This is a genomic window from Methylobacterium oxalidis (assembly GCF_007992195.1).
Classification (GTDB): domain Bacteria; phylum Pseudomonadota; class Alphaproteobacteria; order Rhizobiales; family Beijerinckiaceae; genus Methylobacterium; species Methylobacterium oxalidis.
The window spans coordinates 1-13,921 of record NZ_BJZU01000102.1 but is presented as its reverse complement, the minus strand read 5'-3'; the positions used below and the strand labels follow the sequence as shown (position 1 = coordinate 13,921).

Annotated in this window: 11 protein-coding genes; 8 read left to right on the top strand and 3 right to left on the bottom strand. The window is 70.4% G+C overall.

Annotated elements, in window-relative coordinates:
* Nucleotides 1–74: 74 nt before the first annotated feature.
* A complete protein-coding gene (locus MOX02_RS21915) occupies nt 75–1,355 on the bottom strand; it encodes an O-acetylhomoserine aminocarboxypropyltransferase (RefSeq protein ID WP_147027924.1) in 1,281 nt (426 codons plus the stop codon).
* Nucleotides 1,356–1,587: 232 nt separating this feature from the next.
* Here MOX02_RS21915 and MOX02_RS21910 point away from each other — a divergent pair, with 232 nt between their 5' ends.
* The 4 genes from MOX02_RS21910 to MOX02_RS21895 all read left to right on the top strand — a co-directional run bounded on the left by MOX02_RS21910 (nt 1,588) and on the right by MOX02_RS21895 (nt 6,265).
* Nucleotides 1,588–3,219, top strand: coding sequence for an ABC1 kinase family protein (locus MOX02_RS21910; RefSeq protein ID WP_147027923.1), 1,632 nt, complete (start codon nt 1,588–1,590; stop codon nt 3,217–3,219).
* 287 nt (nt 3,220–3,506) lie between these two features.
* A complete protein-coding gene (locus MOX02_RS21905) occupies nt 3,507–4,406 on the top strand; it encodes a sensor histidine kinase (RefSeq protein ID WP_238179234.1) in 900 nt (299 codons plus the stop codon).
* Between the two features lie 150 nt (nt 4,407–4,556).
* Complete coding sequence (locus MOX02_RS21900) at nt 4,557–4,940, top strand: response regulator (protein WP_147027922.1); 384 nt, start codon at nt 4,557–4,559, stop codon at nt 4,938–4,940.
* A 32-nt stretch (nt 4,941–4,972) separates the two neighbouring features.
* Nucleotides 4,973–6,265: an O-acetylhomoserine aminocarboxypropyltransferase/cysteine synthase family protein gene (locus MOX02_RS21895; RefSeq protein ID WP_147027921.1), complete on the top strand. Its 1,293-nt coding sequence runs from the start codon at nt 4,973–4,975 to the stop codon at nt 6,263–6,265.
* Nucleotides 6,266–6,281: 16 nt separating this feature from the next.
* Here the strand turns inward: MOX02_RS21895 and MOX02_RS21890 are convergent, their stop codons facing one another.
* Together MOX02_RS21890 and MOX02_RS21885 are read right to left on the bottom strand one after the other, a co-directional pair.
* Nucleotides 6,282–8,612 (bottom strand): putative bifunctional diguanylate cyclase/phosphodiesterase, encoded by a 2,331-nt coding sequence (locus tag MOX02_RS21890; protein WP_147027920.1) that lies wholly within the window; start codon nt 8,610–8,612, stop codon nt 6,282–6,284.
* A 52-nt stretch (nt 8,613–8,664) separates the two neighbouring features.
* Entirely contained in the window at nt 8,665–9,453 is a 789-nt protein-coding gene (locus tag MOX02_RS21885) for an RNA methyltransferase (protein WP_147027919.1), read from the bottom strand.
* Nucleotides 9,454–9,714: 261 nt separating this feature from the next.
* On the opposite strand from MOX02_RS21885, the gene MOX02_RS21880 reads away from it, so the two are divergent.
* From MOX02_RS21880 to MOX02_RS21865, 4 genes are all read left to right on the top strand, one after another.
* Nucleotides 9,715–10,338 carry a TadE family protein gene (locus MOX02_RS21880; protein ID WP_147027918.1) on the top strand — a complete coding sequence of 208 codons (624 nt, stop codon included), beginning with the start codon at nt 9,715–9,717 and terminating at the stop codon, nt 10,336–10,338.
* Nucleotides 10,339–10,340: 2 nt separating this feature from the next.
* Nucleotides 10,341–11,069, top strand: a complete 729-nt coding sequence (locus MOX02_RS21875) for a TadE/TadG family type IV pilus assembly protein (RefSeq protein ID WP_147027917.1) — start codon at nt 10,341–10,343, stop codon at nt 11,067–11,069.
* Nucleotides 11,070–11,080: 11 nt separating this feature from the next.
* A complete protein-coding gene (locus MOX02_RS21870) occupies nt 11,081–12,451 on the top strand; it encodes a pilus assembly protein (protein ID WP_147027916.1) in 1,371 nt (456 codons plus the stop codon).
* Nucleotides 12,452–12,636: 185 nt separating this feature from the next.
* Nucleotides 12,637–13,851: an NADP-dependent isocitrate dehydrogenase gene (locus MOX02_RS21865; protein WP_147027915.1), complete on the top strand. Its 1,215-nt coding sequence runs from the start codon at nt 12,637–12,639 to the stop codon at nt 13,849–13,851.
* The last annotated feature ends 70 nt before the right edge of the window (nt 13,852–13,921 follow it).

The window sequence follows — 13,921 nt, the reverse complement described above, 5'->3', positions numbered from 1 at the left end:
CGCGGGGTTCGCCTGCGCCGACCCGGCGCGATCAAACGCACGCGACCTCTCCCGGACGGGAGAGGTGGGGGACCTCACGCGCCCAGAGCGGCGTCGAGATCCTCGATCAGGTCCGCCGGGTCCTCCAGGCCGATCGAGAGGCGGACCACCTCGGGCCCTGCGCCCGCGGCGGTCTTCTGCGCGTCGGTGAGCTGGCGGTGGGTGGTCGAGGCCGGGTGGATCACGAGGGAGCGCGTGTCGCCGATATTGGCGAGGTGCGAGAAGAGCTGCAGCCGCGAGACGAGCCGCACGCCCGCCTCGTAGCCGCCCTTGAGGCCGAAGGTGAAGACCGCCCCCGCGCCGTTCGGCGTGTAGCGCCGGGCGAGCTGGTGGTACTTGTCGGACTCGAGGCCCGGGTAGCTCACCCAGTCCACCGCCGCGTGGTTGGCGAGGTGGGTCGCGACCGTGAGCGCGTTGTCCGAGTGCCGCTGCATGCGCAGCGGCAGGGTCTCGATGCCGTTCAGGATCAGGAAGGCGTTGAAGGGCGAGAGCGCCGGCCCGAGGTCGCGCAGGCCGAGCACCCGGCAGGCGATGGCGAAGCCGAAATTGCCGAAGGTCTCCGACAGCACCATGCCGGCGTATTCGGGCCGCGGCTCGCTCAGCATCGGGTAGCGCTTGTCGCCGGCCCAGGTGAAGCTGCCGCCGTCGACGATCAGCCCGCCGATCGAGTTGCCGTGGCCGCCCAGGAACTTCGTGGCCGAGTGCACCACGATGTCGGCGCCGTGCTCGAAGGGCCGGATCAGGTACGGGGTCGCCATCGTGTTGTCGACGACGAGCGGGATGTTGTGGCGCTTGGCGATGGCCGAGATCGCGGCGATGTCCGTGATGACGCCGCCCGGGTTGGCGATCGACTCGCAGAAGATCGCCTTGGTGCGCGGCGTGATCGCCCGCTCGAAGGAGGACGGGTCGTCGGTGTCGGCCCAGACCACCGACCAGCCGAAGTTCTTGTAGGAGTGGTTGAACTGGTTGATCGAGCCGCCGTAGAGCTTGTTGGCCGCCACGAACTCGTCGCCCGGCTGCATCAGGGCGTGCATGGTCAGGAACTCGGCGGCGTGGCCGGAGGCGACGGCGAGCGCCGCGGTGCCGCCCTCGAGCGCGGCGATGCGCTCCTCCAGCACCGCGTTCGTCGGGTTCGTGATCCGCGAGTAGATGTTGCCGAAGGCCTGCAGGCCGAACAGCGAGGCGGCGTGGTCGACGTCGTCGAACACGAAGCTCGTGGTCTGGTAGATCGGCGTCGCCCGCGCGCCCGTGGCGGCGTCCGGCGCGGCGCCCGCGTGGATCGCCAGGGTGTTGAAGCCGGGCAGGCGGTCGGTCATCGGTCTCTCCTCGGGCATGCGCTGCCCGGTTGCGTTTACGCCCCCGCGCGAGAGCAGCGCAAGGCTGGGCCGGGCCGTGCCGCCCGCGCGGCGATGCGGCGCGGTGCGGCACCGCGCATTCGGGCGGCTCCGCTACCGCCAGCCGGAGGCCGTCCCTAAAAAAGTCGGAACCGCGTGATGTCCCGCGCTGCAGGACCGCCAGACCGCGCGGGTCCACGGACCGTGATCCTCCATGCTGAAAACCGCCTTCGTTGCCGCGCGCGACCGCCAGCGCCTCTCGGAGATCGCCACGATCCTGATCGGCTTCGGCGTCAACAAGGTCGTGGACCGGCTGGGGCTGCGCTACATCCCGCTCCTCCCCAAGCGCGGCCCGCGGGTCGACGTCACCCGCCTGTCGCAGCCCGAGCGCCTGCGCCGCGCCATCGAGGCGCTGGGGCCGACCTTCATCAAGTTCGGGCAGGTGCTGGCGAGCCGGCCGGACCTCCTCGCGCCGGCCTGGACCGAGGAACTGGAGAAGCTCCACAGCCAGGTCTCGCCGATCCCCTGGGAGGTGATCCGGCCGCAGCTCGAGGCCGATCTCGGCGCCTCGCCCCAGGAGGTCTTCGCCGAGTTCGACACCGATCCGATCGCTTCGGCCTCCATCGCCCAGGTCTACCGCGCCCGCCTGCACTCGGGCGAGGACGTGGTCGTGAAGGTGCTGCGGCCGGGCCTGCGCAAGATCATCGAGGCGGACCTGCGCCTGATGGCGCACGGCGCTCGCATCGTCGAGACCGAGTGGCCCGACATGGCCCGCTACCAGCCGCGCGAGCAGATGCGCCACCTGGCCGCGGGCCTCAACGGCGAGCTCGACCTCCTGAACGAGGCCCGCAACTGCGAATTGCTCGCCGCGATCTTCGACGACCGCGACGACATCGTCTTCCCGAAAATCTACTGGGAATGGTGCTCCGAGCGCGTGCTCGTGCAGGAGTTCATCCACGGCATCTCGCCGAACGACGAGGCGGGCCTGCGCGCCGCCGGCGTCGACAAGAAGCTCCTCGCTCAGAAAGGCACCGACGCCTTCCTGCGCATGGCGCTGATCGAGGGCGTGTTCCACGCCGACCCGCACCCGGGCAACCTCCTGGCGATGTCGGGCAACCGGATCGGCTTCATCGATTTCGGGATCATCGGCCGGCTCTCGCAGAAGCGGCGGGCCCAGCTCCTCGTGCTGATCGGCGCCATGCTGAAGCAGGACGCGGACGGGCTGATGGCCGTCCTGCTCGACTGGACGGGCACCTCGAACCCCGACCTCACCAAGCTCGAAGCCTCGGCCCAGGCTTTCGTGGAGAGCCACAGCGCGATCCCGCTCAACCTCGGCCTCGTGCTCACCGACTTCATGACGATGGCCCGCGAGAACGACCTCGCGATGCCCACCGACCTCGCGATCCTGTTCAAGGGCCTCGTCACGGCCGACGGCGTGATGCGCCACCTCGACCCGAACTTCGATCTCTTCGCCGCGGCGGGCCCCACCGTCCGCTCGACCATGCAGACGCAATTCTCGCTGAGCGGCATCAAGCGCAAGGCCGAGGCCCTCGGCGTCGGCCTGTTCGGCGCGGCCTCGGAGCTGCCGACGCTGATCCACCTGATGCTCGTGCGCCTCAAGCAGGGGCGCGTGACCGTCGAGATCGAGGTGAAGGGGCTCGACAAGGTCACCCGCGGGATCGAGCGCGCGGCGGCGCGCGTGGCGGTGGCGCTGGTGGTCGCGGCCTTCGCGACGCAGCTCGCGCCGCGCCTGATCGACCTCGGCACGCCGGTCTTCATCACCATCGGCATGATGGTCTTCACGCTCGGCGTCGGCTGGCTGGTGCTGCTGGGCCGCAACAAATGATGGCTGCGTACGGTACTGCATAGGCAAGTTTTCGCAGCGTCGAATGCCGGTGGGCATTTTTATGGTTACTTGCGGATCGTAGCGCGGCCCGATAGGCTCAATTCACCACCGAATCGCGAGACGTCGAGCCTCGGCGAGAGCGAGAAGCGGACAAATCCGCCGGTTCCCGTCGATGAAATGACGCCAAAGTCGCCACGGCTCGCCGGTCGGCGGGGAGACGCCGTGTCCGGCGGCTCACGGGGCAACCTGCGAGCGGCCGGTGCTCGGCGCGGACGGGGAGCGCGACGGTGTATACGAGCACCTTATCCAATTCCGCGTTGAACGAGCCGCGCCTGTCGGCGCTCGAGGCCGAGAACGCGCGCCTGCGCGCGCTGCTGGGCCAGTACCGGCGGCAGGCGGTGATGATCGCGCAGCGGCACGAGCGCCTCGGGCGCTTCTTCATCGCCGAGCGGGACGCGAACCGCGCCGAGGCGAGCCGGCTCGCCGCCGAGAACGCCCGCATCCGCGGCGAGGCCGAGCTGGCCGCGGCGGACTACGCGAACGACCTCGGCGAGCTGATGCAGAACGAGGCCCGCCAGACCCTGCTGATGCAGGAGCTCTCGCACCGGGTGAAGAACACGCTCGCCATGGTGCAGGCCATCGCCGCGCAGACCCTGCGCAACGCCGAATCCCTCGACGTGGCGGCCGAGTCCCTCGGCGCCCGGCTGATCGCCCTCGCCCAGGCCCACGACATCCTGATCCAGGGCTCGTGGTCGAGCGTCGACCTGCGCAGCCTCGTCGACGGGGCGCTCGCGCTCCACGCGGAGGGCGAGTCGCAGCAGTTCCGCGTCACGGGGCCGGACCTCACGCTCGGGCCGCGGCCCGGCCTGACCTTCGCGCTGATGCTGCACGAGCTCGCCACCAACGCGGCGAAGTACGGGGCGCTCTCGACCCCGGAGGGCCATGTCGAGATCGCGTGGTGCGTCGAGGCCGGCGAGGCCGGCGGCGAGCCGCATCTGCGCTTCCGCTGGGAGGAAGTCGGCGGTCCCCCGGTGCGGCCGCCGACGCGCACCGGATTCGGCTCGCGGCTGATCGAGCGCAGCCTCGTGCACAGCTTCGGCGGCTCGGTGAATCTCGCCTACCCGGTCACCGGCGCGGTATTGACCCTGCGGGCGCCGCTCTCGGCCGTCGTCGCCGAGGCGCCCTGAGCCGAATCGGCGCAGGCGGGATGAACGCGGCGCGGCGCGCATGCTGCGCCGCGGCAAGCGGTGCCGGAAACGTGCCGGGCGCGGTCCTTGACGCCGGGAACCATGGGGAATAGGCCGCGGGGAGCGGTTCAAGGGATCACCCCAGGCCTGATGACTGACACCCCCGAGCAACCCGTCGTGCTTCTCGTCGAGGATGACGGCCTTCTCCTCATGGAAGCCTCCGACACGCTCGCGGATGCCGGGTTCACGGTCGTCGAGGCGACGCACGCCGACAAAGCCTTGAAGGTCCTGGAGAATCGCGACGACGTCGGCGTCCTGATGACCGATGTCGACATGCCGCAGGGCTCGATGGACGGTTTCGCCCTCGCCCGCCTCGTCGCCGACCGCTGGCCCCGGATCCCCGTCCTCGTCGTCTCCGGCATGGGGACGCCGGGCCCGAACGACATGCCGGACGGCGCCCGCTTCATCCCCAAGCCCTACGAGCCGACGACCCTGGTGCGCACGCTGCGCGCCTTCGTCCGCCGCGCCGCCTGATCCTCTCGCCCGAGAGAGACGCGAGCCCAGAGATGTCCGCCGATAGCCGCACCCCCCGCTTCGCGACCCAGGCGATCCACGCCGGCGCGGCGCCCGATCCCGCCACCGGCGCCCGCGTTCAGCCGATCTATTTCACGAACGGCTTCGTGTTCGACTCGACCGAGCAGGCCGCCGACATCTTCGCGATGCGCCGGACCGGCTTCTCCTACTCGCGCGGCTCGAATCCGACGGTGGCGGCCCTGGAGCGGCGCGTGGCGGCGCTGGAGGGCGCGAAGGCGGCCATCGCCGTCTCCTCCGGCCAGTCCGCGGTTCTCCTCGTCCTGATGACGCTGATGAAGAGCGGGGACGCCTACGTCGCCTCGCCGCGCCTGTTCGGCGGCTCCCTCGGCCTGATGCGCCGGCTCGACGGGCGCTACGACCTGAAGCCGCAATTCGCCAAGGGCCTGACGCCCGAGGATTTCGAGGCGGCGATCACGCCCGAGACGCGGGCGATCGTCTGCGAGTCGATCGTCAACCCCTGTGCCACCGTGATGGACCTCGAGGGCATCGCGGCGGTGGCGCGCCGTCACGGGCTGCCCCTCGTCGTCGACAACACGCTCGCCTCGCCGGCCCTGATCCGGCCGATCGCGTACGGCGCCGACATCGTCGTCCACTCGACCTCGAAGTTCCTCGGCGGCTCCGGCCAGACGATCGGCGGCGTCATCTGCGACGCGGGCTCCTTCGACTGGACGAAGAGCGGCCACTACAACCTCATCACCGAGCCCTGGCCGGACTACGACGGGCTCGTCATCACCGAGCGCTTCCCCGAGATCGCCTTCGGCGTGGCCTGCCGCCTGTTCGGGCTGCGCGACCTCGGGCCCGGCCTCTCGCCGATGAACGCCTTCCTGACGCTGACCGGCATCGAGACCCTGCCGCTGCGCATGGAGCGGCACTGTGCCAACGCCCGCGCGGTGGCCGCCTACCTGAAGGACCACCCGAAGGTCGCCTGGGTGAGCTATCCCGGCCTTCCCGGTCAGCCCGGCGAGGCGCTGGCCGCCCGCTACGTGCCGCAGGGGCCGGGCTCGATCTTCACCTTCGCCCTGAAGGGCGGCGAGCCGGCGGCGCTGAAGTTCATCACGAGCCTGGAGCTGGTCTCGCACCTCGTGAACATCGGCGAGATCAAGTCGCTGGCGATCCACCCGGCCACGACGACGCACCGGCAGCTCGCCGCCGACGAGAGGGCGGCGGCCTGCGTCGGACCCGAGACGGTGCGGCTCTCGATCGGCCTGGAGACCGTCGAGGACATCATCGCCGACATCGAGCAGGCGCTCGCCCGGCTCGACTAGGGGGCGGCTCGGGCGCTCAGCCGGCCGCCGCCAGCGGCATCGGCGCGTCCTTCTCGGCCGCCCGCGCGAGGAGCCAGGGCACCCGGCTTCCCGCCGCCGGCTTCCCGTAGAGGTAGCCCTGCGCGAAGGTGCAGCCGCCCGCCCGCAGGAAGGCGACCTGCTCCGGCGTCTCGATGCCCTCGGCCGTGACGTCGAGCCCGAGGCTGCGCCCGAGCTGGAGCACGGCCGTGACGATGGCCGCGTCGTTGGCGTCGTGGGTGAGGTCGTTCACGAAGCTCCGGTCGACCTTGATCTCGTCGACGGGGAAGCGCTTGAGGTGGGTGAGCGAGGCGTAGCCCGTCCCGAAATCGTCGAGCGCCACCCGCACGCCCGCCGCGTGCAGCCGCTCCAGGGCGCGGGCCACCCGGTCGCCCTGCCCGCCGATCAGCACGGTCTCCGTCACCTCGACGCCGAAGCGGTCCACCGCGACGCCGGCCTCGGCCAGGATCGCGAGGAGGCGTTCGGCCAGGTCCTCCGAGGCGAACTGCGCGGTCGAGAGGTTCACGAAGATCCGGCCCGGGTCGAAGCCGCGGCCGGTCCAGGTCCGCAGGTCGCGGGCGACCTGCTCGGCGATGCTGAAGCCGAGCGCCGCGCCGATCTCCGGGTCGTCGAAGGCGGAGGCGAAGGCGGCGGGCGCCAGGAGCCCGCGGGTCGGGTGGCGCCAGCGCGCCAGCGCCTCGAAGCCGACGATGGCGCCCGTCTCCAGGCTCACCTTCGGCTGGTAGAAGGGCACGACCCAGCCCTCGTCGAGGGCGGCGCGGATCTCGCGGGCGACCGTCACGCGCTCCTCGATGCTGGCGCGCAGCGCCGGAGCGAACACGGTGACGCGGTTGCGGCCCGCGGCCTTGGCCGCGTAGAGCGCCAGGTCCGCGTCCGTAAGGAGGTCCGCACCGTTGCGGGCGTGCTCGGGGAACAGGGCGACGCCGAGGCTCGCCCGCGGCGAGACGCTGCGGCCGCCGATGGCGATGGCCGGCGTCAGCCCGTCGAGGATCGCCTGCGCGATCTCGTGCACGCGCCGGCTCGGCGCCGCGAGGTCCGCCTCGTCGGAGGTGATCACCACGAACTCGTCGCCGCCGAGGCGCGCCACGAGGTCCCGCGGCCCGACGATCTCCGACAGGCGCCGCCCCACCTCCTTGAGGAGGAGGTCGCCGGCATCGTGGCCGAGGGTGTCGTTGACCTCCTTGAAGGCGTCGAGGTCGAGCAGGATCAGGCCGACCCGCGAGCCCTCGTCCTCCGCCCGGCGCAGGGCGGCGTCGAGGGTCGCCTGGAACAGGGCCCGGTTCGGCAGTCCGGTCAGGACGTCGTGATTGGCCGCCTCGCGGATCGTATCCTCGACGGCCTTGCGGCTCGTGATGTCGACGAGGCTGGCGATGGCGCAGGGGCGCCCGCCGATCTCGACGCGGTCGGCGAAGAGCAGCACGTCGAGCACCTCGCCGCGCAGGGTGCGCACCGAGACCTCCATGTCGCGGATCGAGCCGTGGCGGTCGAGCTCGCCCTGGAGGTGGCGCCGCTCGGCGAGCGAGAGAAGGTCCCGCGTCGTGCAGGCGCCGGTCCCCCGCGCCGGGTCGACGCCGAAGAACTTGAGCGCGGCGTCGTTCATGCCGACGATGTTCCCGTCCGGCAGGCCGGTGACGCTCACCGGGATCGGCACCGCCTTGAACAGGGTCTCGAAGAGCTGTCGGGTCTCGTCGAGCTTCTCGTGGGCGCGGCGCTCCGCCTGCATGGCCATCCATTCCAGGCGCCGCAGGCGGTTCGAGCGCACGACGACGAGGAGGAGGGCCGCGTTCGAGATCGCGGCGGCGAGGACGAGGCCGAGCGCCGTCTGGGGCAGCGGCGCCGGCAGCATGTAGCTGAGGAGCAGCAGGCCCGAGGTGCCGAGCCCGACGAGGACGGTGGAGCGGAAGCTCGTGGGCACCACGAGCAGGAAGATCGCGGGCAGGAGCAGCACGACGAACAGCGCGATGTCCGAGCGCGACGAGACGAGCAGCGCCACGCCGATCGCGGTCACGGCCTCCCAGGCGAGCATCAGCCGCTGCAGGGCGGGGAAGCTGCGGATCGCGGGCGCGACGCCGAGACAGACGACGGAGGCGACGACGAGCCCGAGACGGGCCGGCACCGCCACGAAGAAGTGCGGATCCCCGAGGAAGCGCCAGTCGCTCGCCACGAAGGAGAAGTTCAGGAGGATCGACAGGCCGAAGAGCAGCCGCGCGTGCCGCAACGTCTCCGGCAGGCGCTCGGCCTGGAAGGCAGCCTCGCGCTCGGGTGAGGCGAACTCGCCGCTGATGGTCTTGAGGCTGGGGCGATCCATGACGGGCGGGATATTCCCGCCTAATTCTGCAGGCCCCGTTAATGCAGGTCGTTCAGGCGCGGGTCGGGCCGACGTCGGAGCGCGCGCGCTCGCGGGGCTCCGTCAGCGCTCGAAGCGCGCCCCGCAGGGTGCGCACGTCCTGCTCGGTCATCGCCATGCGGTGGAGGATGTCGCGCATGTTGCGGGCCATGATCTCGCGCTTGTCGGGCGGGTAGTGGCCGGCCCGGTCGAGCGCCGCCTCCAGGCTGTCGAACAGGGAGAGCAGCGCCTCGCGGGTGGCGGGCGGCGAGAGCATCTCGCCCGAGAACGGCAGGCGCGCCCGCCCCGCGGCGCGGCGCCACTCGTAGGCCGTCAGCAGCACCCCCTGCGCGAGGTTGAGCGAGGGGAAGTCGGGCGAGACCGGGAAGGTGACGATGGCGTCGGCGAGAGAGACCTCGTCGTTGGTGAGGCCGACCCGCTCGCGCCCGAACAGGATGCCGACGCGCTGGGCCCCGCCCTCCCCGGCGCGCCCGACGACCTCCCGCATGGCCTCGTCCGGCCCCGTCACGCGCTTCATCTGCCCGCGCTCGCGCGCCGTGGTGGCGAGCACGTAGTGGAGGTCGCCGATCGCCTCGCGCACGCTCGCGAAGACCCGCGCGGCGTCGAGGACGTGCGTCGCGCCGGAGGCGGCCTCGCGCACGCCCTTCTTCGGCCAGCCGTTCTTCGGGTTGACGAGCCGCAGCTCGGTCAGGCCGAAATTCGCCATGGCGCGGGCCGTCATGCCGATGTTCTCGGCGAGCTGCGGCTCCACCAGGATGATGGCGGGGGCGATTCCGGGCGGGATCTCGGTGGGCTGGCTCATGGGGGCATCTGGCTCGGGTCGGATGCGCTCTTTGCCCGATGCGGCGCAGGCTTTCCAGGAATCTGCACGGCCGCGGGCGGCGGTGAAAGCTTTCTGCGCATCTGCGTGTCTTGATGGCCGCTGCCGCGCCGGCGGGCGAGCTGCAAATGCTCAAGCACCTGGAGTTTCCGGGCCCATCGCACAAGCCGGTCTTAGCAAATCCGCATTACTGTTGAAGCGCCGGACCAATATTGACGGCCGGCGGCCGAATTCCGGGCTGAGATGCGATTCTTCCCCGTTGCCCTCGGCGGATCCCGCGAGATCTGCGCGCTGCCTGCGGCCTTCGCCCGCGCCGCCCTGCGCTGCCGCGGCGGCGCGAGCGCGGTCGAGTTCGCGCTCGTGGCCCCGCTGGTCATCGGGGCGATCGTGGAATTTTTGCAGGTCGGCTTCTACGTCTACCAATCGTCCCATCTGGCGCAGGCGATCGCGAAGGCCTCGCGCCAGATCCAGGTGGGGAGCGTCGCGAGCGCAGGCGCGTCGGCGTCGGATTTCAAGTCGCAGTTCCTCTGCCCCGCCCTCGGCGCGCTGATGCCCTGCGACCGCGTCACGACCAGCATCCAGACGGTCGCGCCCGGGATCTACCCGAACGGGTTCTACGCCTACGTCCAGCCCGACTTCAGCGACATCATCCGCATGAAGACCGACGGCTCCCAGACGCCCTACTGCCCCGGCCAGCCCGGCACCTACGTCTACGTGCAGGTCGCCTACGCCATGCCGGTCTTCAGCCCGATCTGGCTCGCGGCCGCGCTGCGCACGAACAGGCCGGGCGCCCGCATGCTCGACGCGTCCGCGGTGTTCCGTAACGAGCCGTACACGTCGAGCGGCCAAGCCCGGGCGACCTGCTGATCATGACCGCGACGGACCGATCCGCCCGCGCGGTGGCGATGCCCGGGGCGACCCGTCCACCGGTCCGCCGCCCGGCGACGCTCGCCGCGCGGCTGCTCGCGTGCCGCGCCGGCGTGTCGGCCGTGGAATTCGCGCTGATCTGCCCCGTCATCCTGGCGCTGATCCTGGGCGGCGTCGATCTGAGCCGGTACATCGCCTACACGCGCAAGGTCGGCGAGGCTGCCCAGACGATCGCGAGCCTCGTCACGCAGAACGCGAGCGGCTCCGTCAACCTGTACGACCTTTACTTCGCCAACGACTCGTCGATGGTGATCTTCCCGGACGCGCTCCGCGATGCGAAGGCGCGCGGTAGCGCCTGGTATGAGACGATTCTCATCACGATCACGTCGGTGAAGTTCTCCCAGACCAGCGCGTCCTGCACCGGGAATTGCAGCTACACCGCCAAGGTCGCGTGGTCCTACGGCCTGCGGCAGCGGCCCTGCAACGTTGCCCTCACCCCCGCGTCCGACACGGCCGAACCGACGCCCGGCACCCTGCCGGCCAACGTCTTCGGTCCGGGCTCCGTCATCGTGGTCGAGGCGGCCTACGTCTTCACGCCCATCCTGGCGAACGCGCTCATCGGCACGCGGGTCATCGCGCGCACCTCCTACCTCGCTCCCCGCTACGTCCCGGCGATCGCCTTCGATCCCGGCATGGGGAGCACCGCCACCACCGTCTGCCCAGGCGTCTGAAGGAGCGCACGATGTTCGAACCCGGCGAACGATGCGCCCCCGCCGTCGACATCGCGCGGCGCGTTCGGGACGGTGCGGCCCGCTTCGGCCGGGATCGGGGGGCCAACGTGGCCATCCTCGTCGGTTTCGCCGCGCTGCCGATGATCGGGCTCTGCGGTGCCGGGGTCGAGTACGCGCGCGGCGTGGCCGTCCAGAGCCGCCTCAACGCGGCCGCCGACGCCGCCGCCATCGCCGCGATCAGGGCTGCGGCGGACTACGCCGCGCAGAATGCCGGGAGCCAGAGCGGAACGGCGCTGGCCGGCGGCATCGCGTCCGCCGGGCAGGCGCAGGCCGCGAAAGCGTTCGCCGCGAATGCCGGCTGGGCCCTGCGCAGCGTCCCCGTCACGCCGGTCGTCAGCGTCGACCGTGCCGGCCAGACCTTCACCGCGACGGTTCGGTACGCCGCCAGCTACCCGAGCACCTTCGCCAAGCTCTTCGGGATCGAGGCGATGCGCGTCGGCGGCAGCGCCGCGTCCTCCGTCACGGCCGCGAGCTACACCGACTTCTACCTGCTTCTCGACACGTCCGGATCCATGGGCTTCCCGACGAAGTCCGAGGATCAGGCCCGCTTCGCCGCCGCGAACCCGGACATCCAGGATGCGAAGGGGAAGAACTGCGCCTTCGCCTGCCACTTCCCGGGCTTCAGGGGGTACGACCTGTCGGTGGAGATGGGGATCAAGCTGCGCATCGATTCCGTCGGCGAGGCCGTCCAGCAGTTCCTGACCACGGCGAAGCAGAGCCGGAGCCTGCCGAACCAGTACCGGGTCGGCCTCTATCCCTTCGTCAGCTACCTGGCCACGGCGGGCGACGTGACGAGCAACCTCGACAGCCTGCAGGGGCCCGCCGGGAACCTGAAAGCCTACATGGATGTGGGCGATTCCTCGAAGCCCCAGGGCAGCGGGGGCACGCATTTCGAGAACGTCGTCCCGACCATCAACGACCGCATCCAGCGGCTCGGCGACGGCATTAGCGCCAACACGCCGAAGGTCTCGGTCTTCCTCATCACGGATGGGATGGACAACAATCAATACTGGTACAACAATTATGGCTGGACCGGATCCCAGTCCAGGCTGCTCGACGCGAGCCTGTGCAATCCGCTCAAGAGCCGGGGGATCACCATCTCGGTGCTCTACATCCCCTACATGCCGCTCACCACGCCGTTCAACGACAACGTCGGCTACGAGAACGTGCGCGTGAACGCGCTGATCCCGGACGTTCCCAGGACCCTCCAGGCCTGTGCCTCCGACGGCCGCTTCCACACGGCGAGCTCGCCCGCCGAGATCACGGCCGCCCTCCAGAAGATGTTCCTGCAGGAAGCCCAGCCGACCCGGCTGACGCAGTAGCGGCGTCATCGGCGCCGCACCGTCTCTGACAATGCTTCCGGCTTGTCAGTTGTCGGGGCCCCGCCCGAACCTTCCCCCTCATGCCGCACCGCGCTATGGACGGCGCCGAGCGCGGCATCCCGCTTGCGAGGGCGCCGCCCGAGGGCTGAACGGCCAGGCTCAGGACCAGGAAGGCGCGGACGATCATGGACAAGATCAAGGTGGCGAACCCCGTCGTCGAGCTCGACGGCGACGAGATGACCCGGATCATCTGGTCCGAGATCAAGAACAAGCTCATCCACCCCTATCTCGACATCGATCTCGACTATTACGACCTCGGCGTCGAGCACCGGGACGCCACCAACGACCAGGTCACGGTCGACGCGGCCAACGCCATCAAGCGCCACGGCGTCGGCGTGAAGTGCGCCACCATCACGCCCGACGAGGCGCGGGTGAAGGAGTTCGGCCTGAAGGAGATGTGGAAGTCGCCGAACGGCACGATCCGCAACATCCTCGGCGGCGTCATCTTCCGCGAGCCGATCATCTGCCGGAACGTCCCCCGCCTCGTGCCGGGCTGGACGCAGCCGATCGTGGTGGGCCGCCACGCCTTCGGCGACCAGTACCGCGCCACCGACTTCAAGGTGCCGGGCAAGGGCCGCCTCTCGATCAAGTTCGAGGGCGAGGACGGCACCGTCATCGAGAAGGAGGTCTTCAAGTTCCCCGAGGCCGGCGTCGCGATGGCGATGTACAACCTCGACGAGTCGATCCGCGACTTCGCGCGGGCCTCGATGAATTACGGCCTCAACCGGAAGTACCCGGTCTACCTGTCGACCAAGAACACCATCCTCAAGGCCTATGACGGGCGCTTCAAGGACCTGTTCGAGGAGGTCTACGAGGCGGAGTTCAAGTCGCGCTTCGAGGCGCTCGGCATCACCTACGAGCACCGCCTGATCGACGACATGGTCGCCTCGGCCCTGAAGTGGTCCGGCGGCTACGTCTGGGCCTGCAAGAACTACGACGGCGACGTGCAGTCCGACACGGTGGCGCAGGGCTTCGGCTCGCTCGGCCTGATGACCTCGGTGCTGCTCACGCCGGACGGCCGGACCGTCGAGGCCGAGGCCGCACACGGCACGGTGACCCGCCACTACCGCGAGCACCAGAAGGGCAAGGAGACCTCGACGAACTCCATCGCCTCGATCTTCGCGTGGTCGCGCGGCCTCGCCCACCGGGCCAAGCTCGACGACAACGCCGCGCTCGCCACCTTCGCCACGACGCTGGAGACGGTCTGCGTCGACACGGTCGAGGCGGGCTTCATGACGAAGGACCTCGCCCTCCTCGTCGGCCCCGACCAGCGCTGGCTCTCGACCACGGGCTTCCTCGACAAGATCGACGAGAACCTGCGCACGGCCATGAGCCGCTGAGGCGGGGATTGCGGCTGCCGCAACCCGGACGGACCGGGCGCGGGTCCCCTCTCCCGTTCGGGAGAGGGAC

Coding starts and splice junctions, on each gene's coding strand:
- MOX02_RS21915 (WP_147027924.1), bottom strand. CDS start 1,355: ATGACCGACCGCCTGCCCGGCTTCAACACCCTGGCGATCCACGCGGGC.
- MOX02_RS21910 (WP_147027923.1), top strand. CDS start 1,588: ATGCTGAAAACCGCCTTCGTTGCCGCGCGCGACCGCCAGCGCCTCTCG.
- MOX02_RS21900 (WP_147027922.1), top strand. CDS start 4,557: ATGACTGACACCCCCGAGCAACCCGTCGTGCTTCTCGTCGAGGATGAC.
- MOX02_RS21895 (WP_147027921.1), top strand. CDS start 4,973: ATGTCCGCCGATAGCCGCACCCCCCGCTTCGCGACCCAGGCGATCCAC.
- MOX02_RS21890 (WP_147027920.1), bottom strand. CDS start 8,612: ATGGATCGCCCCAGCCTCAAGACCATCAGCGGCGAGTTCGCCTCACCC.
- MOX02_RS21885 (WP_147027919.1), bottom strand. CDS start 9,453: ATGAGCCAGCCCACCGAGATCCCGCCCGGAATCGCCCCCGCCATCATC.
- MOX02_RS21880 (WP_147027918.1), top strand. CDS start 9,715: ATGCGATTCTTCCCCGTTGCCCTCGGCGGATCCCGCGAGATCTGCGCG.
- MOX02_RS21875 (WP_147027917.1), top strand. CDS start 10,341: ATGACCGCGACGGACCGATCCGCCCGCGCGGTGGCGATGCCCGGGGCG.
- MOX02_RS21870 (WP_147027916.1), top strand. CDS start 11,081: ATGTTCGAACCCGGCGAACGATGCGCCCCCGCCGTCGACATCGCGCGG.
- MOX02_RS21865 (WP_147027915.1), top strand. CDS start 12,637: ATGGACAAGATCAAGGTGGCGAACCCCGTCGTCGAGCTCGACGGCGAC.